The sequence below is a fragment of the Lederbergia lenta NBRC 16444 genome (assembly GCF_001591545.1).
In the GTDB taxonomy this organism is placed as follows: Bacteria; Bacillota; Bacilli; order Bacillales; family Bacillaceae_C; genus Lederbergia; species Lederbergia lenta.
This window is the reverse complement of record NZ_BCVC01000001.1, coordinates 1,980,019-2,000,911: the sequence shown is the minus strand read 5'-3', so window position 1 is coordinate 2,000,911 and position 20,893 is coordinate 1,980,019. Positions and strand designations below refer to the sequence as shown.

At 35.8% G+C, this 20,893-nt stretch carries 19 protein-coding genes; 14 read left to right on the top strand and 5 right to left on the bottom strand.

The annotated features are described in order from the left end of the window. The first annotated feature begins 249 nt into the window (after nucleotides 1–249). From BLE01S_RS09490 to BLE01S_RS09480, 3 genes are all read left to right on the top strand, one after another. Nucleotides 250–1,602: a glycoside-pentoside-hexuronide (GPH):cation symporter gene (locus BLE01S_RS09490; RefSeq protein WP_066140311.1), complete on the top strand. Its 1,353-nt coding sequence runs from the start codon at nucleotides 250–252 to the stop codon at nucleotides 1,600–1,602. Next, entirely contained in the window at nucleotides 1,599–3,179 is a 1,581-nt protein-coding gene (locus BLE01S_RS09485; protein WP_066140306.1) for an alpha-L-rhamnosidase-related protein, read from the top strand. The genes BLE01S_RS09490 and BLE01S_RS09485 overlap by 4 nt, the downstream gene beginning before the upstream one ends. 630 nt (nucleotides 3,180–3,809) lie before the next feature. Continuing rightward, the gene (locus tag BLE01S_RS09480) at nucleotides 3,810–5,126 is read left to right on the top strand and encodes an alkaline phosphatase (protein ID WP_066140303.1); all 1,317 of its coding nucleotides are present in this window, start codon (nucleotides 3,810–3,812) and stop codon (nucleotides 5,124–5,126) included. Between the two features lie 63 nt (nucleotides 5,127–5,189). Here the strand turns inward: BLE01S_RS09480 and BLE01S_RS09475 are convergent, their stop codons facing one another. After that, complete coding sequence (locus BLE01S_RS09475) at nucleotides 5,190–6,011, bottom strand: sugar phosphate isomerase/epimerase family protein (protein ID WP_066140300.1); 822 nt, start codon at nucleotides 6,009–6,011, stop codon at nucleotides 5,190–5,192. 126 nt (nucleotides 6,012–6,137) lie between these two features. Between BLE01S_RS09475 and BLE01S_RS09470 the strand changes: the two genes are divergently transcribed. The 4 genes from BLE01S_RS09470 to BLE01S_RS21385 all read left to right on the top strand — a co-directional run bounded on the left by BLE01S_RS09470 (nucleotide 6,138) and on the right by BLE01S_RS21385 (nucleotide 9,738). After that, nucleotides 6,138–6,989: a phosphotransferase gene (locus BLE01S_RS09470; protein WP_066140297.1), complete on the top strand. Its 852-nt coding sequence runs from the start codon at nucleotides 6,138–6,140 to the stop codon at nucleotides 6,987–6,989. 23 nt (nucleotides 6,990–7,012) lie between these two features. Continuing rightward, nucleotides 7,013–8,083 carry an undecaprenyldiphospho-muramoylpentapeptide beta-N-acetylglucosaminyltransferase gene (gene murG, locus BLE01S_RS09465; protein WP_066140294.1) on the top strand — a complete coding sequence of 357 codons (1,071 nt, stop codon included), beginning with the start codon at nucleotides 7,013–7,015 and terminating at the stop codon, nucleotides 8,081–8,083. Nucleotides 8,084–8,562: 479 nt separating this feature from the next. Then, on the top strand, nucleotides 8,563–9,315 hold the full coding sequence (locus BLE01S_RS09455) for a (S)-benzoin forming benzil reductase (protein WP_066140287.1): 753 nt from the start codon (nucleotides 8,563–8,565) through the stop codon (nucleotides 9,313–9,315). A gap of 180 nt (nucleotides 9,316–9,495) precedes the next feature. Continuing rightward, on the top strand, nucleotides 9,496–9,738 hold the full coding sequence (locus BLE01S_RS21385; protein WP_066140285.1) for a PH domain-containing protein: 243 nt from the start codon (nucleotides 9,496–9,498) through the stop codon (nucleotides 9,736–9,738). Nucleotides 9,739–9,860: 122 nt separating this feature from the next. Here the strand turns inward: BLE01S_RS21385 and shc are convergent, their stop codons facing one another. Then, nucleotides 9,861–11,738: a squalene--hopene cyclase gene (gene shc, locus BLE01S_RS09445; RefSeq protein WP_066140282.1), complete on the bottom strand. Its 1,878-nt coding sequence runs from the start codon at nucleotides 11,736–11,738 to the stop codon at nucleotides 9,861–9,863. A gap of 80 nt (nucleotides 11,739–11,818) precedes the next feature. On the opposite strand from shc, the gene BLE01S_RS09440 reads away from it, so the two are divergent. After that, nucleotides 11,819–12,961, top strand: a complete 1,143-nt coding sequence (locus BLE01S_RS09440; protein WP_066140277.1) for a DUF2515 family protein — start codon at nucleotides 11,819–11,821, stop codon at nucleotides 12,959–12,961. Next, on the top strand, nucleotides 12,894–13,340 hold the full coding sequence (locus BLE01S_RS21345) for a CBO0543 family protein (protein ID WP_145981931.1): 447 nt from the start codon (nucleotides 12,894–12,896) through the stop codon (nucleotides 13,338–13,340). Before BLE01S_RS09440 ends, BLE01S_RS21345 begins: the two co-directional genes overlap by 68 nt. A gap of 63 nt (nucleotides 13,341–13,403) precedes the next feature. Here the strand turns inward: BLE01S_RS21345 and BLE01S_RS20780 are convergent, their stop codons facing one another. Beyond that, the gene (locus tag BLE01S_RS20780; protein WP_111703498.1) at nucleotides 13,404–13,532 is read right to left on the bottom strand and encodes a 3-methyladenine DNA glycosylase; all 129 of its coding nucleotides are present in this window, start codon (nucleotides 13,530–13,532) and stop codon (nucleotides 13,404–13,406) included. Nucleotides 13,533–13,731: 199 nt separating this feature from the next. On the opposite strand from BLE01S_RS20780, the gene BLE01S_RS09430 reads away from it, so the two are divergent. Both BLE01S_RS09430 and BLE01S_RS09425 read left to right on the top strand, forming a co-directional pair. Further along, nucleotides 13,732–15,162 carry a M48 family metallopeptidase gene (locus tag BLE01S_RS09430; RefSeq protein ID WP_066140269.1) on the top strand — a complete coding sequence of 477 codons (1,431 nt, stop codon included), beginning with the start codon at nucleotides 13,732–13,734 and terminating at the stop codon, nucleotides 15,160–15,162. Between the two features lie 30 nt (nucleotides 15,163–15,192). Beyond that, nucleotides 15,193–15,597 carry an RDD family protein gene (locus BLE01S_RS09425; protein ID WP_066140265.1) on the top strand — a complete coding sequence of 135 codons (405 nt, stop codon included), beginning with the start codon at nucleotides 15,193–15,195 and terminating at the stop codon, nucleotides 15,595–15,597. Between the two features lie 65 nt (nucleotides 15,598–15,662). Here the strand turns inward: BLE01S_RS09425 and BLE01S_RS09420 are convergent, their stop codons facing one another. Both BLE01S_RS09420 and BLE01S_RS09415 read right to left on the bottom strand, forming a co-directional pair. After that, nucleotides 15,663–16,454, bottom strand: a complete 792-nt coding sequence (locus tag BLE01S_RS09420) for an endonuclease/exonuclease/phosphatase family protein (RefSeq protein WP_066140262.1) — start codon at nucleotides 16,452–16,454, stop codon at nucleotides 15,663–15,665. 4 nt (nucleotides 16,455–16,458) lie between these two features. After that, complete coding sequence (locus BLE01S_RS09415) at nucleotides 16,459–18,117, bottom strand: PTS transporter subunit IIBC (RefSeq protein ID WP_066140259.1); 1,659 nt, start codon at nucleotides 18,115–18,117, stop codon at nucleotides 16,459–16,461. A 273-nt stretch (nucleotides 18,118–18,390) separates the two neighbouring features. Between BLE01S_RS09415 and BLE01S_RS09410 the strand changes: the two genes are divergently transcribed. From BLE01S_RS09410 to BLE01S_RS09400, 3 genes are all read left to right on the top strand, one after another. After that, entirely contained in the window at nucleotides 18,391–19,206 is an 816-nt protein-coding gene (locus tag BLE01S_RS09410) for a basic amino acid ABC transporter substrate-binding protein (protein ID WP_174521718.1), read from the top strand. 113 nt (nucleotides 19,207–19,319) lie between these two features. After that, complete coding sequence (locus tag BLE01S_RS09405; protein ID WP_066140252.1) at nucleotides 19,320–19,976, top strand: amino acid ABC transporter permease; 657 nt, start codon at nucleotides 19,320–19,322, stop codon at nucleotides 19,974–19,976. Further along, on the top strand, nucleotides 19,973–20,695 hold the full coding sequence (locus tag BLE01S_RS09400; protein WP_066140249.1) for an amino acid ABC transporter ATP-binding protein: 723 nt from the start codon (nucleotides 19,973–19,975) through the stop codon (nucleotides 20,693–20,695). The genes BLE01S_RS09405 and BLE01S_RS09400 overlap by 4 nt, the downstream gene beginning before the upstream one ends. Nucleotides 20,696–20,893: the final 198 nt, after the last annotated feature.

The window sequence follows — 20,893 nt, the reverse complement described above, 5'->3', positions numbered from 1 at the left end:
CTTTTTGTGGCTTACCGAGTTTCTTTATTTCATCTTAATAAGATTCTTCGACTAAAAAAAGATCGCTAAGTTGTGTGGCAACGTCGTCATCCCCAAATCATGTGGCCGCAGTTTGCACGTTTATTCCTTTTTAACCTGTGAAATGGGCACTTTTATCTGTGAATCACTCATTGTTTGCGCATTCATAAAGCGCTTTAATTAAGATAGATAGAATTTGATAGTGAAGAAAGTTAAGGAGGGGTAAATAAAATGAATGCTAATATAGGGGTTTGGCGGCAACGGGTTGGATATGGTTTAGCGGATTTTTCATGTAACTTAGTGTGGCAAATGATAACGCTGTATTTAATGTTTTATTATACAGATGTAATGGGATTGATGGCAGCGCAAGTTGCTCTATTGTTTCTTTTAACAAGGATAGTGGATGGGATTACAGACATTGTCATGGGAGTGATTATCGATAAAACAAATACGAAGTGGGGGAAATCGCGTCCTTATTTTTTATTCGGAGCAATTCCGTTTGCTCTTTTAGGTATCCTAGCATTTTATGTTCCCGATATCGGTCCAACTGGTAAGGTGATTTATGCTTATATTACTTATATGGGGTTATCAATGGCCTACACGATGGTAAATATCCCATTAGCATCTATCTTACCGAATTTAACAAGTGATCCACAGGAAAGAACGATGTTAGCAACTGTCAGAATCATCTTTTCCTTTATTGGAGCAACGGCGGTCAGTGTTTTAACAATGCCAATGGTTAAAGCACTCGGCAGTGGCTCACAGGCGCAAGGATTCTTCTGGACGATGGTAATTTTTGGTGTGATTGCCGCACTTATGTTCTTTGTAACATTTAAAAATGTAGAGGAAAAAATAAAAGTTCAATATGAAAAGGTAACTGTAAAACAAGCATTTTCGACATTGAAAGGAAATAAACCCTATTATATTTTTGCTACGAATATTTTCTTTATGTGGGGCTCCCATTTTTTTCAACAAGGAGCACTTATATATTACGTTACATATAATCTTGGTCGCCCGGATCTTGTTGCCGTAATCGCAGGTATAGGTTCCTTTGTTCCAATCTTTGGTACTTTTCTGACGCCCTTCATCGCTCAGAAAGTGTATAAACGAACACTTTTTATGATTGCAAGTGTGATTAATTTAGTGGGTATTCTGATCATGTTGATCGTTGGTTTAAATGTAAGTGGTTTAATTGTCGGCGCAGTAATTGCAGCATTTGGTTTTGGTTTGCGCCAAAGTATTTATTTCTCTATGCAAGCAGATCCAGTTGATTATGGAGAGTGGAAAACAGGAATTAATGCGGCGGGAGTGCTTTCTGCATTAAATGGTTTCTTGGGTAAAGTGACGATGGCGGTTGCTGGAGCGTTGTTTGGCTTAATGCTCACATTGGGTAATTATATGCCTAATCAGCCCCAGTCTGATTCCGCATTGCTGGCTATTAAGATGGGATACTTAATTATTCCAGCCGTGTTTGTAGTCATATCAATGATTGTAATGAGTTTTTATAACCTCGATAAAGTTTACCCGAAAATTCGAGCTGAGATTAATGCGCGATATGATGAAAAAGAGGAGGCAGTAATTTGAGTAACGCACTACATATTCAAAAAAATGATCATTACGTAACTATATATAATGAAGATTTTATTGAAAAGGCAAATCATTTAAAACCAGAACTATATACTACTATCGTAAAACCTATATCGATTGTAAAAGTGAGAAAAAACTCGGAAGTGATTCACGGATGGGAAGTAGAAACAGAAGCGCCTATTTCCGCACTTAATGAACGCAAGTACAGAAAGGACGAATCATTTATTCTCGATTTTGGAGACCATTACGTTGGGTATATTTCGATGAATATTCGACCGGTTGGCAGCCCACCAGATGCACCACTTCGTTTAAAATTAACGATTGGCGAAATGCCAGTTGAAATGGCCGAACCTTTCGAAGAATACGATGGTTGGCTAAGTAGCTCATGGCTCCAAGAGGAAACGATTTACGTCGATGTACTACCAGGTAAAATAGATTTGCCTAGAAGATATTGCTTTAGGTACATTAAGTTTGAAATATTGGATACATCACCGAAATATCAAGTTATATTCGAAAATGTTGAATGTAAAGCAGTAACATCCGCCAATATAGCAGGGGTTAAGCCACTTCAGCATACGGATGAAATGCTCAAGAGAATTGATAAAGTAAGTATTAAAACACTAGCAGATTGCATGCAGGATGTGTTTGAAGATGGGCCGAAGCGTGATCGTCGTTTATGGCTTGGTGATTTACGTTTGCAGGCGCTTGCAGACTATGAAACTTTCAAAACAAAAGATCTTGTTAAACGTTGTCTCTATCTTTTTGCAGGTGTACCAGATGATAGGGGACAGGTAACTGCGAATGTTTTTACCGCACCATCGCTGATTGCAGATGATACTGTTCTATACGATTATTCTTTATTTTTTGCTGCAACGCTACATGATTACTATTTTGCAACAAAGGATATTACTACATTAAAAGAGTTGTGGCCAACAGCGTATCGCCAAATAGAATTGGCATTAGCACGTCTTGATAATCGTTGTATTGTAAAAGATTCGAGTGATTGGTGGTCATTTATCGATTGGAAGGATGGTTTAAATAAACAAACCCCATCACAAGCAATATTAATTTATACAATGAAACAAGCAATCCGTCTTGCCGAGGTGTTGGCAAGACCGGAAAAGGATTGGTTGGAAATCCAATTAACTAATACCATCGAGGGTGCTATAAAATATTTATGGGATGAGCAGCAGAAATTTTTTATTAGTGGTGATAATCGGCAAGTATCGTGGGCTAGTCAGATTTGGATGGTACTTGCTGATATATTACCGTTTGAGGAGAATAAAGAGCTGATGAATCGTCTCTTGGAAGACAAACCTGAATGTGGATTAGCAACACCATATATGTACCATCATTTAGTTGAGGCGCTTATTTTAGTCGATGAAAAGGAAAAAGCAATATCGATGATGAAATTGTACTGGGGTGGCATGATCGAAGACGGCGCAGATACATTTTGGGAATTATATGACCCGGGAAATAAGAACTTTTCACCTTATGGTAGCGATCTAATTAATAGCTATTGTCATGCATGGAGCTGTACACCAACATACTTAATAAGAAAATATAAATTGTAATCTTTATTAAACATATAGACATGAGATGTAGTTTTATAAGTCGCTAAAATGCTCATTTTAGCATTAGATTAACTCTAGAAAGGAAATAAACGATCAAGGAGCTAGCACAGGATTTAATTAATAAAGAGGTAGTGGTATCCATAAAGTTAATGCAACTATTTTTGGACAGCCTATCATAAAGTATACTTTTAGTTTCTATTCCCTGTTCACCTTTTTAAGCTATCTAATGTAAAAGGGAACTTTTGTTTCTCTTAATGAGGATAAATATGCGTTTCAAAATGAAAAATAGAAAGAGAAAAGTCGCACGTTTTTTAATGCGGCTTTTTATGTTTAGTTAAATACTTAATTCAAGCTAGATCTTAGTATAAATTATTAATATTATGTAAATTCATTTCGAACGTTGCTGTGTCTAAAGTATTGAGAAATAAATTGAATTGGTAAGAAACACAGATATACGCTGCATATTTGTATAAAATACGTAAAATATATAGCGTAAAGGTCCTGAAATAGTGAGCAAGAATAGTTATTTATTCACAATTTTATAGATTTACATATCTTTTACATGATTTTTATGAAACTTCCATATCCCAATTATATGATTAGATTGTACATAAGATAAGGAGGGGAAAAATGAAAACTTCATTGAAAAAGAAAGTGATGTCCATTACAGCTGTTTCAACTATTACGATTGGTATGTTAGTAGGTGCTAATTGGCATTCATCTACAGTGAAAGCGAAACCTCATCAGAACAATGGGAATGTGAAAAATGTAATATTCATGGTTCCTGATGGTTATTCTGCTTCCTATGCAACAAGTTATCGTTGGTATAAAGGTGAAGAATCAGCTATGGATTCTATGTTAGTTGGGATGCACCGTACGTATTCCGCCGATACTGAAGTAACAGATTCGGCAGCTGCTGGCACAGCCATGGCAACCGGAGTGAAAACAAATAATGGAATGATTAGTACTTCTCCAGAAGGAAAAAAATTAAAAACAATTTTACAAGCAGCTGAAGATGCAGGTAAATCATCTGGCCTTGTAGCTACCTCAACAATTACACATGCTACTCCGGCTGTTTTTGCTTCGAATGTTGCATCTCGTGCAGACGAGGCTAATATTGCACCACAGCTTTTAGAAAATGATGTGGACGTCATTCTTGGTGGAGGCAAAAAGTATTTTCCAAATAGCTTACTTAAAAAAGCTGAAAAAGATGGTTATGAAATCGTATCAGAACGAAATGATTTAAAGAAAAAAAATAAAGCGAAAAAAATGATTGGATTATTTGCGGAAGAAGGCATGGCACCGGAATTAGACAGAGATGAAAAAAAGCAGCCAAGCTTAGCGGAAATGACAGATTCAGCGTTGAAAACACTTAATAAAGATAAGGATGGTTTCTTTCTAATGATAGAAGGAAGTCAAATTGATTGGGCTGGCCACGCACATGATGCTGCATGGGCAATGAAAGATTCGCAAGCATTTGAGGAGGCAGTTGAAAAAGCACTCGATTTTGCCAAAAAGGATAAGAAGACGTTGATTGTTATAGCGGGTGATCATGATACTGGTGGAATGTCTGTAGGGGGCTATGGTGAATACGATGCAAAGATAGAGGTTTTACGTGATGTTACTGCAACTGGTGATTTTATGGCTAGCCAAATAAACGCTAATAAAAGTAATATAAAAGAAATCGTTAAGAAGTATACAACTCTTGATTTATCAAATGATGAAATAGAAAAGGTGAAAACAGCTGACAAACCAAGTATAGCGATTAATGAAATTGTTTCTGAACATGCACTTGTAGGTTGGACTAGCACCCAGCATACAGGGGTTGATATTCCTTTATATGCATTTGGACCGAGTGCAGATTTATTTGCAGGATTACATGAAAACACAGACTTACCTGGCTTGATGGCTAAGGCGATGAAAATTAAGTTTAAACAAACAAAATAATAATTATGGCTGTTGAGAAAAAGTCTCAGCAGCCATTTAAATGAACAAAGTTCCGAATTAAAGTTAAGAATCTACAATCTTCCTAACACGTTCGATCCCTTCCCACATATCACCTGGTCCATCATAAATTAATGTAATCGAACCATTATAGTTTGTATCAACTAATAGATCTAAACAAGTGCGAAATTCCTCTATATCTGGTAGACCATCCGAATCGAAATTTGCCTTCGCATGAACGGAATCACTGTAAGGAAGTATAGTGGCCAATTCCTCGTATTTATCATCTCCTTTAAAATTCCCGAAATCTGTAATCATTCGGATAGACGTATCACTATTTTTTAATATTTTGATACAGTTATCAGCCTTGGAAGTAAGGGCACGGAAATTTTCGATCACAATGCGGACTCCACGATCTGTAGCATAAAGTGCAAGCTTATTTAAATTTTGTATGGATCGTTCGAGTGCTTCCGAGTCATCAGGACTGGAGTCTCCAGCAATAACTCTGATGCGTTCTGCCCCAACAGTAGCGGCAATATCAATCCAGTTCTGAATGAATTCAAGGTCTTTTTCTCTACGAATAGGATCATTAGTTGATATATCTCCATAATCTAACAGAAGGGTGTGGAATGTAATATTTGCCCTTTTACATGCGTTGCGCAATTCACTTAAGTATTCCGAGTCCGTGCTTGGAAAATGAAAATGACAAATTTCGATCATATCAAATCCTTTAGAAGCTAATTTTTCAGGTAGGTCTAAAAGCTTTATCGTTTCAGGTTGCGCTTTTATTTCCACTATTTGTTCGTTTTGTTCATCGTCCCAAACAGTCCAACGGAGAGGGCCGAGATTTCGGTGTAAGCTCCAAGTACTGACAGAAAGATTCGGCATAGCATGATCACTCCTTTTAATAGTTCTGAAAAATACAGAACCTTCTCATAATATTTAGTATAGCAGGCTATTACTTTATTTGGTAATCTTTGAATATAATAGTTTGGAAAATTGGAGGAGAACCAAGTGCGGAGTATAAATGAGTGGATTTGGAATATAAATAACTTGAACTTACTTCCTTTTAAAATAATGGAATGGGAGGAATTGAAAGGTGGAACATCTAGTAGCGTATGGAAGCTGTTAGGGGATAACCATCATCAATATGTTTTAAAAAATAACGATTGTGACACGATAAAAGCAGAATCACATTATTTATTCACCTATCAAAGTGTTGAAATTTTACCAAAAGTTGTCTATGTAGATATAAGTAATAATTACTATATTTATACCTACCTGAGCGGGGAAGTAAAGACAGGAATAAGCAATAAGAAAATATTCTTAAAGGAACTAGTAAGTAAACTGATTTCTCATTATACACCTACAAACAATGATGATTGGGGGTGGATACAAGACTTAAGCATTAATTGGCATCAATATCTTGTTGGAGAAATTAATGCGGCAAGAGAAATCATTGGTGCTAGATTGACTGACAAAGATTATGAGTTGGTAAAGAGTCTTGCCCAAAAAGAAAACAGAAGGAATGGTAAGCCTTATCTATTACATGGAGATTGTGGTGTACATAACTTTTTACAAAAGGATAATAGGTTGGTCGCCGTTATCGACCCAATGCCGCTTGCTGGTCCGTTGATTTATGAACTTGTTTTTGCTTTTTGTTCTTCTCCAGAGCAACTTACAATGGAAGTTATTTTTGAAGTAGCGAAAGAGCTTCCAAATTTCCAGAATGATAAAAAACAATTAGTGGAGGAAGTAATTATTGGGTTGTATATTCGAATGCTGAGATGTATCTATCATCATCCACAAGATTTACCGGCTTATTTAAATGCATGGAATTATTGGACAACACTTAGAAATTATTAATAACAGAAATGGGGAAAGTCATGATGGGTATTAAAAAAATAGTTTTTACTGGTGGAGGATCTGCAGGACATGTCACACCAAATATTGCCATCATAGAATCACTGAGTAATGAATGGGATGTACATTATATCGGATCGTTTGCTGGTATAGAAAAAGAAATTATCGAAAAAAATAATATTACCTATTACGGAATTTCAAGTGGAAAGCTTCGTCGTTACATGAGTAAAGAAAATATGTTGGATTTAGGCAGAGTAATAAAAGGAATTTGGCAAGCGAGGCGAATGCTTAAACAAATCAACCCACAGTTAGTGTTCTCTAAAGGAGGTTTTGTGACGGTACCAGTCGTTCTAGCTGCCAAGTCACTTCGCATTCCAGTATTTTTACATGAAAGTGATTTAACACCTGGTTTGGCTAATCGGATTGCGATGAAATTTTCAGATAAAATATTTACATCCTTTGAAGAGGCTGCTTGTCATTTTCCAGAAAAGAAAACTGTAGTTGCTGGATCGCCGATTAGAAAAGCATTATTTCAAGGTAATGCAACTCGTGGGAAAATGTATCTTCGTTTTCATAAACAACGACCTATATTAACAATCATGGGAGGTAGTCTTGGCGCGAAGAAAATAAATGAAACAATACGAGATATGCTTCCGAAACTCACTCCACATTTCCAAGTGGTGCATATATGTGGAAAATCTCAGTTAGACAATAATTATGCAAATATAGAGGGATATCGGCAATTTGAATATGTAACAGAGGAACTACCAGATATATTAGCTGCTACTCATTTAGTGCTGACGAGGGGCGGGTCTAACGCAATATTTGAATTTTTATCTTTACATATTCCAATGTTAATTATTCCGTTACCTAAATCACAAAGCAGGGGAGATCAAATATTAAATGCCATTTCTTTTTGCGAAAAAGGGTATGCTTTAATGTTAGAAGAAGAAAAATTAACGAGTGATATACTTTTTAGACAGTTAATCGAACTTCAAGACCAAAGAGAGAAGATAGTTGATAATATGGAAAAATCACAAGAGAGTAAGGCAGTTAGCATCATAATAGATGCAATCCATACTAGTCAAAAGGCATAAAGAATGATGTCGTTTTATCATCATACTTGAATTATCCTTTTTACGATCTATAGTATAATAGACGAAATAAAATAAAAAGTGATTTTAATGGCGGATGAAAAGTTTGATAGGTTATTAGAAATAATGTTTGAATTTAAAGATAACTGTACCAATTTAAAAATGGGATGTACAAGTTTAAAGATAAATCTTACGAAAGATTTGACGGTTTGGAGGGTAATATTGATTTTTTGGCGATGCGCCAATAGGGGCATGAAAAGGAAATTAATCGAATCAAAAACGGTGGGCTTGGCTAGCCAACTAACACATCAAAAAACTTCCACTATTATCTCCATGAACTTTATCCCTATTGAATGACTCCACATTTAAGCACAAGAGCAAAATTGAAAAACGCCGAAATTACTTTTTCTCTTTCTCTTGTGCTTATTTCATTTGTAAGAATATGGTGGAGAAAATATATTTATAAAAAGGAGTTATAAAACATGAATGTATATTTAATCACTGGTGCGTCTAAAGGTATCGGTTTAGCACTAAGTAAGGAGTTAATGAGTGAAAATAACGTACTCATCTGTGTTGCTCGGACGACAAATGAGGAATTACTACAGCTTGGAAAAGAAAAGGAATGTCATATTGTGTTTTTAGAATATGATTTAGTAAATATAGAGGGGCTAGAGGAGTTAATCAAAACGATGGTTGCCCATTTACCTGCCAATCCACATTCTATTACACTCATTAACAACGCAGGTGTCGTCGATCCGATTGGACGGACAGAAAATAATAAAGCGGAAGGTATAAATAAAAGTATTACCCTTAATTTAACTGCACCAATGGTTTTGAGTTCGGCATTTATTAAACATGTAAAAGATTATCCTATTCAGAAGAAGATAATTAATATTTCTTCAGGAGCCGGACGCAATCCTTATACTGGTTGGAGTAGTTATTGTGCTAGTAAAGCAGGCCTTGACCATTACACAAGAGTCGTTTCACAGGAACAAGATGGTGAAATAAATGGGGTTAAAATTATTTCGATTGCACCAGGGATTATAGACACTGGAATGCAAGAGAAAATTCGAAGTGTTGATGAGAAGGACTTTGAATTGGTGGGCAGGTTTATCGATTATAAGGAGCAAGGTCAACTTAGTTCACCGGAATTCACGGCACAAAAGCTTAAACGAATAATTGAAAGTAAAACATTCAATAAATTGGATCCCATTTTGGATTTGCGGGAATTATAAAAAAGGCGGTGAGATATATTAGTTTCAAAGCGAAAAGAGATCTGTTTTTTTCATATTTTATCTTTGGAGCCTTGTTGCTAATAGGGGTGGCTACTTTATGGACTGCTATTTATGAAGTTTTTTAAGTGGAAGAGACTGATTGGATTTTCGTTTGGTTAATGATCGCTTTATTTATCATATGTGGTGGATGTTTATTTTACGATTTGGTTAGATATTGAATATAAACTCTACAAGGAATGTTTGTTTATACTTGGTGGTCCTATCCGTAGTAAGATCCCTTATGCGAGTATTACAAGTATACACGAAACAGGAAACATTTTCGTTGGCTATCGAATATTATCTTCAAGAGATGTATTGGAAATTCATTATAAAACGGGTTTATTAGGAAGTGTTATTATTTCACCGCATCAAGGAATTACATAAAAGATCTCGATATATGAGTTATTAAAAGCCGCCACTCTCCGGAGTTGCGGATTTTAATAACTTGGATGATTATCATTGTAAAAAATATATTGAGTCTGTTGCTATAACATTCGAACCCTTTATCATTCATATTTCTTACGATAATGAATCAAAGCTAATAGAGGGAAAATAAATTGATAACTGTGATAATGAATGTATAAGCCCCCACCCATTCCTTGCCCAACGGGATAATTTGTTGTCCAATCTTTTTTATCATAAGATTTAAGTAAATAGGTGATACCTGCTTGGATCTCTGGAGTTGGCTTGTCGGAAATCATTATAAGGGAATCTAGTGCCCAAGCTGTTTGGGTTAAGTTGCTGGCACCGAGAGGAATATAAGATTCATTAAGATCACTTTTACAAGATTCTCCCCAACCGCCATCTTTATTTTGGATTTCGTGTAGCCAATTTTTTGCTTTTCCGATCGCTTTTTCTTTTGGAGTTATACCAGAAGCAATGAGGCCAGTAATGGCTGCCCATGTTCCATAAATATAACAAATCCCCCAACGTCCATACCATGAACCATCATTTTCTTGATTTTGCAAAAGCCAATCTACTCCACGTTTTATCACAGGATGAATTTTAGGTATATTTGTGTAGTTGCCTAGAAATTCAAGCGTTCTACCGGTTAGATCCGCACTGCTTGGATCCGTTAATAAAAATCTGCCACCTTCGATTGGAAGCAAATTCAACCATTTTTTATCGACATTCTTTTCAAATGCTGGCCACCCTCCATCATCATTTTGCATGGAAAGAACCCACTGAATACCTTTATCCCATGCATAGCGAAAGCTAAGGTTAGCTGGAACGATTTGTGAAAAGGCCCTTAGTGAAGCTGTTGTATCGTCTACATCCGGATTTATCGTATTAATATTGGAGAAACCCCAACCGCCAGGTAAACCTATTGGATTATGAATCAACCAATCTCCATATTTATATTGTTGCCTTCTTATTAAATATTGATTTGCCTTTGCAACTATTAGATCAGTAGATGAAAGATCTGCTTCTTTCAAAACATAACTAATTAAAGACGTATTCCATACATTTGCAGTTGTGTACTGTACGTGAGTATGGTCATCAATTTTACATTTCATTGTTTTTAAGCCTTTAATAGCATTTATGATAATCTGGTCCTTTTTTGAATAGCCAAGGGATAGCAGGGCAAAAATCATAAGTAAAGTAGAACTAAAATAACTGTAAAAAGTGCCATCTGGCTCTATACGATTAAGCATATATTGTTTTGCACGATGGATAGCAAGGGAATGGATATGTTGGGGCAAGCCTAATAAACTAGTGATTCCCTGTTCAATCGTCGAGAATAATCTTTTTGTTTCACGTGTTTGCTTCCATTTGAAAAAGTCATCTTCTCTTGAAACAAATAGATCGGACAGGTTAGGACTTCTATTTGTTTTTTTACTGTACTTTGTAGCAGATAGAATCATTATTGGTGCAAGATTCGCTCTACCAAATACTGAAAAATCATAGAAGTTTATTGGAAAGGAAGATGGTAAAAGTATCATTTCAACTGGAAGGGGGAAATGGAACGGTGATGAATATTGTCCTGTTAAGGAAAGCATAATTTTTGTAAAAATAAAGGACTTTTCTATTCCCCCATTTTCTATGATAAAGCTTTTAGCTGCTTGCAGTCGATTATTATCCTTGTTCACATAGCCAGAATATAAAAGAGAATAATAGGCCTCAACGGTTGTTGATAAGTTTCCGCTCCCCTCATCATAAAAAAGTTTCCACGCCCCATTGGCTTCCTGTTTGCTCCATATCCTTTCTGTTAATTGTAAAATGAAGTCTTCATCATTTATTTGTAATGTCCTTAATAAAATAATCATATAGGCATCTGTAGAGATTCCCGTATCAAAAGGATAGTCCCATGAACCATTAGCTGTTTGTGCCAATTTAAGATTTTGGACTATTTGTTCTATTGCTTCTTTAGTTTGATGTTCCAATGCTACATCGCCCCTTCTAAAAAGTCATATTTAATCATACATCTTCATGAACAAACAAATATTCCCGGAGGTGACCAGATATATTTTTCAAGAAAAAACAAGGTTGGAAAACACGGTTGCCTGTAGGTTTAATTGAAATCAAATCTGAATTAAAGAAGAGACAACATGCAATCACTCAAAATGAGTCGCGACTATCCAAGAAAGATAAAGAACTTCTTAAACGAATTTCGATGAAAACGAAGCAAATGAATGTTAATAATGTAACCCGCACAAAAGCATACTTAGATTTTTATCTTAACTATCCTGAAATTCACTGGGCATTTCTTGGGCATATGGTTTCTAGAAATGGTGGCTGGAATATGACGGATTTAAGAGGGGATTTGCTTTCGAGACTAATGAATGAAAAAACAGTACAGGACTTTTTTTCCTTTTTGGAACGAGGAAACTGGCTTATTTTTCAGGATGCATATCCGCAGTTTCTATTGTATGCCGAAAGTAAAAGAAAAAACCAAAATTTATTTTATCTATTACCGTTCTTAAACGTTTCCATATTTATGGAAGTGATCTGGAATCACTTTTGGAAAACTAAAGACCGTAATATTCTGACAATTGGTCTGATTATTAATGAACAAAATTATTTAGAACAAAGAATCTTGCAAAATTCTATCTATAAGGAAAAGGTGATCTACACACTTGAGTTTTTTTTGCAAGATTTGCTCTCACTCAATCATATTTTATTTCCACTTGAAGAGAGTGGGAAATTAACATTAATCGGTTTGACACTCCATCATTTTGATTCACTTCACGAACGAATAATCTTAGGTAAAAGATTATATCGTTTACTATTTAAGTCGAGTGGTCAATTAAAAAAAGTTTTACAATGGGCAATTAATCACGCACATACCGGTTCACGGAAAGATTACTGGCAAGACATTTTTAATGATGTGAATGAGGGCGTTCCTGGAATAAGTCTTAAGCGGAGGTTAATTGCTTGTCGGTTACGAAAAGGAGCAAATAGGCTATACAGTCCAAGACTTGAGTATGCGTGGAAAAATGTTCAACATTCTGAGGCCGAAAACAGTGATTGGTTTAGTCATTTAAATGTGATAAATTATTTGCATGAAAACCAAGGGCACGCTAAAGGAGAGATAGTAAATGAATACTGTGAAACGCTTGAGAAGTTGGAGATTGCTACTATTACAAAAAAAGCAATCTTTTTATAATACAGTTTACGCAGCTTTATTTGCAGCTTTATTGGGAACATATCTAGATCTATATTTTGTTGGAAGAAATATGTATGAATTTCCTATCCGCCCTTTCCCAGACGTATTTTCTATTAATATTGCCTTTACTTTACTTATACTTCCCTGTTTCACTATGCTATTTCTTATGGCGATGAGAAAGATGAATCGACGGAATAGATCAGTATTTATCATTTTCCTTAGTCTAATGGTTTTTACTGTTGAAAACAAGATGGAACAATGGGGGTTCTTTTATCATAGTAATGAATGGAAACATTACTATTCTTTCTATGGATATTTCTTGTTTTTTGTTATCATCTGGTCAGTTTATAAAGGGAATGGAACGAACATAATAAAGTAAAATATTGACTTAGATACACAATAGAGGACCCTATGAAGGATCCTCTTACGCATTTTAATCATATTATTTTTTATTTGTTTTTTCAGGATCTTTCTCATTCGTTGCTCTTTGTGGCTCAATATCCATGCCCATCTCTACCTTTAAATCTTGCTCGACAGAATCATTATCTTTTGTTTGCTCTTTTTCACTCATCATATATCCTCCTTTTCTCATCTAATTCTAAGTTACCCCAAAAGGGTTAAATAAAAACAGAATATGTGAACTTATTGTAATGATAGGAAGGATTAGTGATAAAATATAACTTTTCACCTATGGTAAAATATTCATGTTTCATCTATCCTAATTAGGGGGTTGCCAATGTTCATGCAAGATAGTGGAAGGGGATAGCTGGATGCATCAAGAAATACAAGTTGGGGATTTAATACATAAAAATGAGAAAAAGTATTTTGCTCTTGTATTAATAATTAGTATTATCATGTACTTAGTTTTGCTTGTTTCTATTATTGGAATTTTTATTATTATTAGTTTGTTTTTAGTTTCTCTATTTTTTCATGCTGTTATGATAGGACATATTCGAACAAATGCAGTCAAATTAAGCGAGCAGCAATTTCCAGAAATTTATCAAAAGACGAGAGAATTATCTGCCAAAATGGAACTTTCATATACACCAGATATATATGTAGCTGAATCAGGCGGAACGCTTAATGCGTTTGCTACACGTTTTTTTGGAAGAAATATGGTTGTGTTGTATTCGGAAATATTTGAGCTATATAAAAAAGGCGGAGAAGAGGAACTGAACTTTGTTATTGCGCATGAACTTGCACACATAAAACGAAGACATCTCTCGAAAACAATGTTTATTTTACCAGCTATGTGGTTACCAGCAATTGGAGAACTATATTTACGTGCATGTGAATATACATGTGATAGATATGCTACCCATTATGTTGGAAGCACGGAAGCTGCAAAAAATGGCTTAGTAATACTAGCGGTGGGAAAGGAATTGTACAAAGATGTTAATCGTACAGCATTTGTAGATCAGCTGGAATTAGAACGTGGCTTTTTCGTATGGTTAAGTGAAATATTATCATCGCACCCTCCATTGCCAAAAAGAATCCGCGAAATAGGTGTGTTTTTTCAAGATGAAGAATTTATTTCATACAAAAATAAATCTTCGAATAAGGCTTGGATATGGATAACTGCAGGTTTGGTTTCCTTCGTGCTTTTATTTTGGGGTGGCATATATGGGATAGGTAAACTTGTAGCTTATGTCGAGACGATGGAAGCAAATGGTGTATTGGATGAGGATGATAGCTCTGATTATAATACCTCTGATTATGATGAGGAAGAAATAGTAGAAACTCCAGAATTAATTAAAGCAGTTGTAAATAACGATATGGACAAAGTTAAGATGTTAGTGGAAAAAGGTGAAAAGTTAGAAGCGCAGGATTCACAAGGTAATACGGCATTACACTGGGCTGTATTAGCTGGGAATAGAAATTTGGCTTATTATTTATTGAATGCTGGTGCGGATCCGAATCAAGAATCGTTGTATGGTTCTAATTCAGTGATGATCGCTGCAGAGCGAGCAAACACTGAATTGTTAATGTTGTTATTAGATGCTGGTGGAGATCCCAATTCGGCAGACTATGATGGTTGGACACCATTATTTTATGCGGTACAAGGTGGAAGTACAGCAGTGGCGGAACTACTTCTCAAAGCAGGTGCGGATCCACAGGTGAGTGATGTAGAAGATATAACACCACTCATGTATTCGATCCAATATGGCATGGAAGACATGTCGGAAGTATTAAAGAAGTAATATCAATGAGTATATAAGGAGTGGGGAAAAATGGTTACAAATCCAGCAGGTTTTTGGATTAGATTAGGTGCAAATATTTTAGATGGTTTGATTATAGGGGTTCCATTAGCAATTTTAGGTATTCTTATTACTGGAGATATGGAGAACAGCACATTTAGTAGTTCATTAACATTCGCATATACGTTGATATTGCCAGTTGTTTGGTTTGGTTATACTGTTGGTAAAAAGATTTGTGGTATTCGAATCGTGAAAGTGAATGGAGAAAAACTTGGTATTGGCGCCATGCTTCTACGTACATTTGTCGCTGGTATTATTTATGGAATCACTTTCGGAATAGCGGCAATTGTCACTGCTTTTATGATTGGACTTCGTAAAGATAAACGGAGCATTCATGACCTTATTGCAGGTACGTATGTAACACATGAAAAACCTTAAGAATGATCGAATATAGACAAAGGCTACTCATATTTGAGTAGCCTTTGTTCGTTCATAAAAATAAGTTAAATCGATAGTTCTAGTTCAATCCCATAGTGGTCGGAAATAATAGGCTCGTTATTTCCATCAAAAATAATATGGGAGTGTCTTACACCTGCTTGCCAATTCGCAAAAATATAGTCAATTTTTAACCCTGCTTTATTACCGTCCCAGCCAGCGATGTCCCCTTGGATAGTGAACTCGCCTGATTTTTCATGCGCTAGGACATGAGTGTCATATAATCCCTTACTTAATAAATAGTCATACCCTTCATTCTTCTTATTACTAGCAGCATTAAAATCACCGAGCAATAAAAACTTTTCATGTTTTTCAGCTTTTTTTAATAGATTATCAACCTGGCGCGTATAAGATTCCTCTTTATCCTCCCACCAACCAAGGTGACAGGAGTATAAGGAAATCATTTGTTTGTTCAATTGAATAGTAATACCAACAATTTTACGGGATTTCCAAAAATCCAAGGAAGAGGACTCCGTAATATAAAAAGAATCATAATTTACAACAGGATGACGTACGAGAAGGGCGAGGCCTTCTTCGTAAATATCATAACCATAGTGAGTAGCTTCCCAAAAAAGATTAAAATCACTACTACCAAGTTTGGCCAAAGCTTGTTGTAATAGCAAGGCGTAATTGTCTTTCCGAATGGAGTCATAGACGATATCGACTTCACGATGCTGACTAGCTTCTTGTAAGGCAATTGCATCATATCTATTCATATGAATAACACGGGCTAACTCATTTATTTTTTCTAATTGATTATGTTCCTGCCATGCATGGACATTAATGGTTAAGAGTTTCATATGATTATACTCCCAAATGATCTTGGATGTCAGATTTTAAAACATCTGCTTTTGGACCATAAATTGCTTGGACGCCTTGGTCTTTTACTATAAGACCAAGAGCACCATTTTTCTTCCATTCGTCTTGTTCTGCTACTTTTTTCGCGTCTCTAACTGTTACTCGGAGCCTTGTCATACAAGCGTCCACTTCAGCTATATTTTCGCTTCCACCAAGTAAGGCAATAATTTGACCTGCTTGGGAGTTATCGTTTTCATTGTTTGCGGATGCCTTTTGAGTATTTTCATTTTCTTCATCAATGTAATTCCCGTTTCGTCCAGGAGTTGGTAAATTCATTTTTTTAATCATAAAGTTTGCAACCGTAAAATTCAGAGCAAAGAAAACAAGACAGGTAAACGCAAAGTTTATTAAATCTTTACCGAGACCAGCATTTATCATTAAAGGTGTTCTTGTTAATAGTTCTACCATCCCAAACGCATGGACACGTAATTGAATAAAATCAACTACAGCAAATGCAAGACCTGTTAAAATAGCATGCACAACATAGAGTAGTGGAGCAGCAAACATAAACATAAATTCAATTGGTTCCGTAACACCTGTTAAAAATACTGCTAATCCAGCCGATAGGAAGACTGATTTATATTTCTTCTTTTTGCTTGGATCAACATTACGATACATAGCAAAGGCCATACCAATTAGAGAAGCTGTAGATAAAATAACTTGTCCTGCTTTAAATCGTGCTGGCGTCACATTCTCAACAAGTTCACTATAAAGTTTTGTATCACCTTGTATGCTTGCATTATAAAGATCTGTTGCCCATGCTAACCATAGTGGATCTTGTCCAGCAACTACTTGGCCGATATTTTTACCTGTTTGCACAATATATGTGCCGCCTAATTCTGTATAGTTGATTGGAACTGTCAACATATGATGTAAACCGAATGGAAGTATTAATCGCTCCACTGTACCAAAAATAAATGGTGCGATGATTGGAGCTGTGTCTCTTGACGTAGCAATCCACTCTCCAAAGCTGTTCAAACCGCCTTGAATTGGTGGCCAGATGAAAGCAAGAACAATGGAAACGATTATAGATCCAGCCATTACAGTAAATGGGACGAAGCGTTTACCATTAAAGAATCCAAGTGCATCAGGTAATTTATCAAAAGCATAAAAGCGGTTAAATAAACTAGCACCTAAAAATCCTGAGATAATACCAACGAATACACCTAAGTTTAGGGCAGGTGCTCCGAGGACGCTAATAAAGTAATCTTCAACGACCATTTCATTACCTGTTAAAGAACGAACCGTTGCTTCACCATCTAATAACATAGATGAATCTACACCAAAAATAGCTCCGGTAATTCGGTTAATAAAAATAAATGCTAGAAGAGCCGCAAAAGCGCCACCGGCTCTCTCCTTAGCCCAAGAACCACCAATTGCTATAGCGAATAAAATATGTAAGTTACCAATGACTGCCCAACCCATGTCTTCCATAATCCGCGCAATCGTTTGCACCAAAACGACACCGGAAACCATATCTAACGCTTTGCCAAGAGAAATCATTATTCCAGCTACAGGCATAACTGCCACAACGACCATTAGAGCCTTTCCGAACTTTTGCCAAAAATCAAAAGAAAATATAGGTAAACGTTTTAAATTTTTCATTGTGTTTCTCCTCCATAAGGTGATAATTGTTATATATTGATTAATTAAATTAATGCAAGCGATTGCGCACAATTTTCATCATACCGAAAATCTTGAGAAAAAACAACAAATATTTATTAAGAGAAATGTTAAAACATTAATATACTCAATGTGTGTATGAATAAATATACACAGAAATAGCTTTTTATTTATAAAGATAACGGAATTTGCTTGTATTTTCGTTAGGAAAAAGCTATTATACTTATAATGAATACATACAGAGGAGTAATAATGATGAAATTTACTTTTAAAAAATCAATTTTTGCATTAACCGCGGTTTGTGCATTGCTATTATCTGCTTGTGGGACAGGAACAAACAATGATGGTTCTGATAAGAAGAAGGTATTAAATGTCGGTACAGAAGCTACATTTGCACCATTTGAATTTATGGATAAAGGTGAGATGACCGGATTTGACGTGGATTTACTAAATGCTTTAGCAAAAGAGGCTGGGTATGAAGTGAAAATGGAAAACACTGGTTGGGATGCAATGTTTGCTGGATTACAAAGTGAGCAACTTGATATAGGTATTGCCGGGATTACAATGGATGAGGATAGAAAAAAAACGTACGATTTTTCCTCCCCATATTTTGAATCAATTAGTATGATTGTATTTAAAGAGGGAACAGATATTCAAAACGCCGAAGACTTAAAAGGGAAAAAAGTTGGTGTGCAAAACGGAACGACAGGGCAGTTCTCGGCTGAAGCTGTCGTCGGTAAAAACTCATCCGATATTTCTAAATATGAAACAGCTGCACTCATGTTTCAAGCGCTTCAAAGCAAAAATGTGGAAGCTGTCGTAACAGATATCGCAGTGGCATTAGAATATGAAAAAAATAACCCTGATAGTGGCGTTCAAACAGCTGTCGATGAAAACCAATTTAAATCGGAATATTACGGGATTGCTTTTCCAAAAGGCAGTGAATTAAGGGATGAATTTGATCAAGCCTTAGTGACATTATTTGAGAATGGAAAATACGAAGAGATATATAAGAAATGGTTTAATAATGAAGAACCAAATATTGAGGCTTTACAAAACGCAGCAAAATAATCATATGAATTTTCTATTAGATATGGGAAAATAATAGTGTAAGCGGCTGTCCATTTTAGGCTTATGCCTATGGGCGGCCGTTTTTGGTGGGAAAAGTGAAAGGTGGAAATTCCATGGATATACAATTTGATATTATTATTGATTATCTGCCCTTATTTTTAAAAGGGACATTATTAACGCTTGGTTTAGCATTAGCTGGAGTGTTAATAGGTCTTGTTTTTGGTTTATTGATAGGTCTTGGGAAAATGTCAACAAATGCGTTCATTCGCTTTCCGTTTGTCTGGTACGTAAATATATTTCGAGGAACACCGTTTCTAGTGCAAATTTTACTCATTCATTTTGGTGTTGTACCATTATTCATGACTCCAGCAAATCCTATTGTATCAGCAATCATTGCATTGTCTTTAAACTCAGCCGCGTATATTGCAGAGATTTTCCGCGCTGGTATACAATCAATCGATAAAGGACAAATGGAGGCTGCTCGCTCACTGGGTATGAGTCACACCCAAGCGATGAAATTAGTCATTCTACCTCAAGCAGTAAAACGCATGATACCGCCACTTGGCAATGAGTTTATCGTACTGTTGAAAGAAACATCGCTCGCTGCAATCATTGCAGCACCTGAATTAATGTATTGGGGTCGTGCTGCAGGAGGACAATATCTTCGTGTATGGGAACCGTATATTACAGTAGCATTAATTTATCTCGTGTTAACTTTATCATTGACTTATTTAATGGACTATATTGAAAGGAGAATGAAAACTGCATGATCTCCGTTAAAAATTTAAAAAAATCTTTTGGAACAAACGAAGTATTAAAGGATATTTCTGTAGAGGTCAAACCTCAAGAAGTTGTTGTGGTAATTGGGCCATCTGGATCAGGCAAATCGACATTTATTCGTTGCCTTAACCTGCTTGAATCTGTTTCCGGTGGTAATGTAGTTGTAACAGGTAAAGATTTGACAGATAAAAAAACAGATATTAATGAAATTCGGAAAAACGTCGGCATGGTATTTCAACATTTTAATTTATTTCCCCATAAAACTATTCTGGAAAATATTACGATCGCACCTATTAATGTAAAAGCAATGAAAAAGCGAGAGGCTGAGCAAAAAGCATTAGAATTGCTAGCTAAAGTGGGACTTTCTGATAAAGCGTCTGAATATCCAAATTCGCTATCTGGGGGACAAAAACAGCGTGTTGCCATTGCACGTGCACTTGCAATGGAACCCCAAATTATGCTATTTGACGAACCAACTTCAGCGCTGGATCCTGAGATGGTTGGTGAAGTGCTGGAAGTGATAAAGCAACTTGCTAAAGAAGGTATGACAATGATTGTTGTTACACATGAAATGGGTTTTGCACGTGAAGTTGGGGATCGTGTTATTTTTATGGATGACGGCTATATTGTGGAAGAAAATGAGCCAATCGAATTATTCTCTAATCCACAGCATGAACGAACACAAGCTTTTTTAAGTAAAGTATTATAAAAAGTATTTTCTAGATTAATTTTATCTTACGTTGTTGCTAAAATATATTTCATCGTACGGCACCTGGCAGCCTCCTCATTCTATAATTGACGATATTCTATGAGATATAGGAAATCTCAATGATTTCAAAGAGGAAGGCTGTCCTTTGAAGTACGCTCATTATTAAGTGCATTTATTTGAATATTTATATAATAAGTG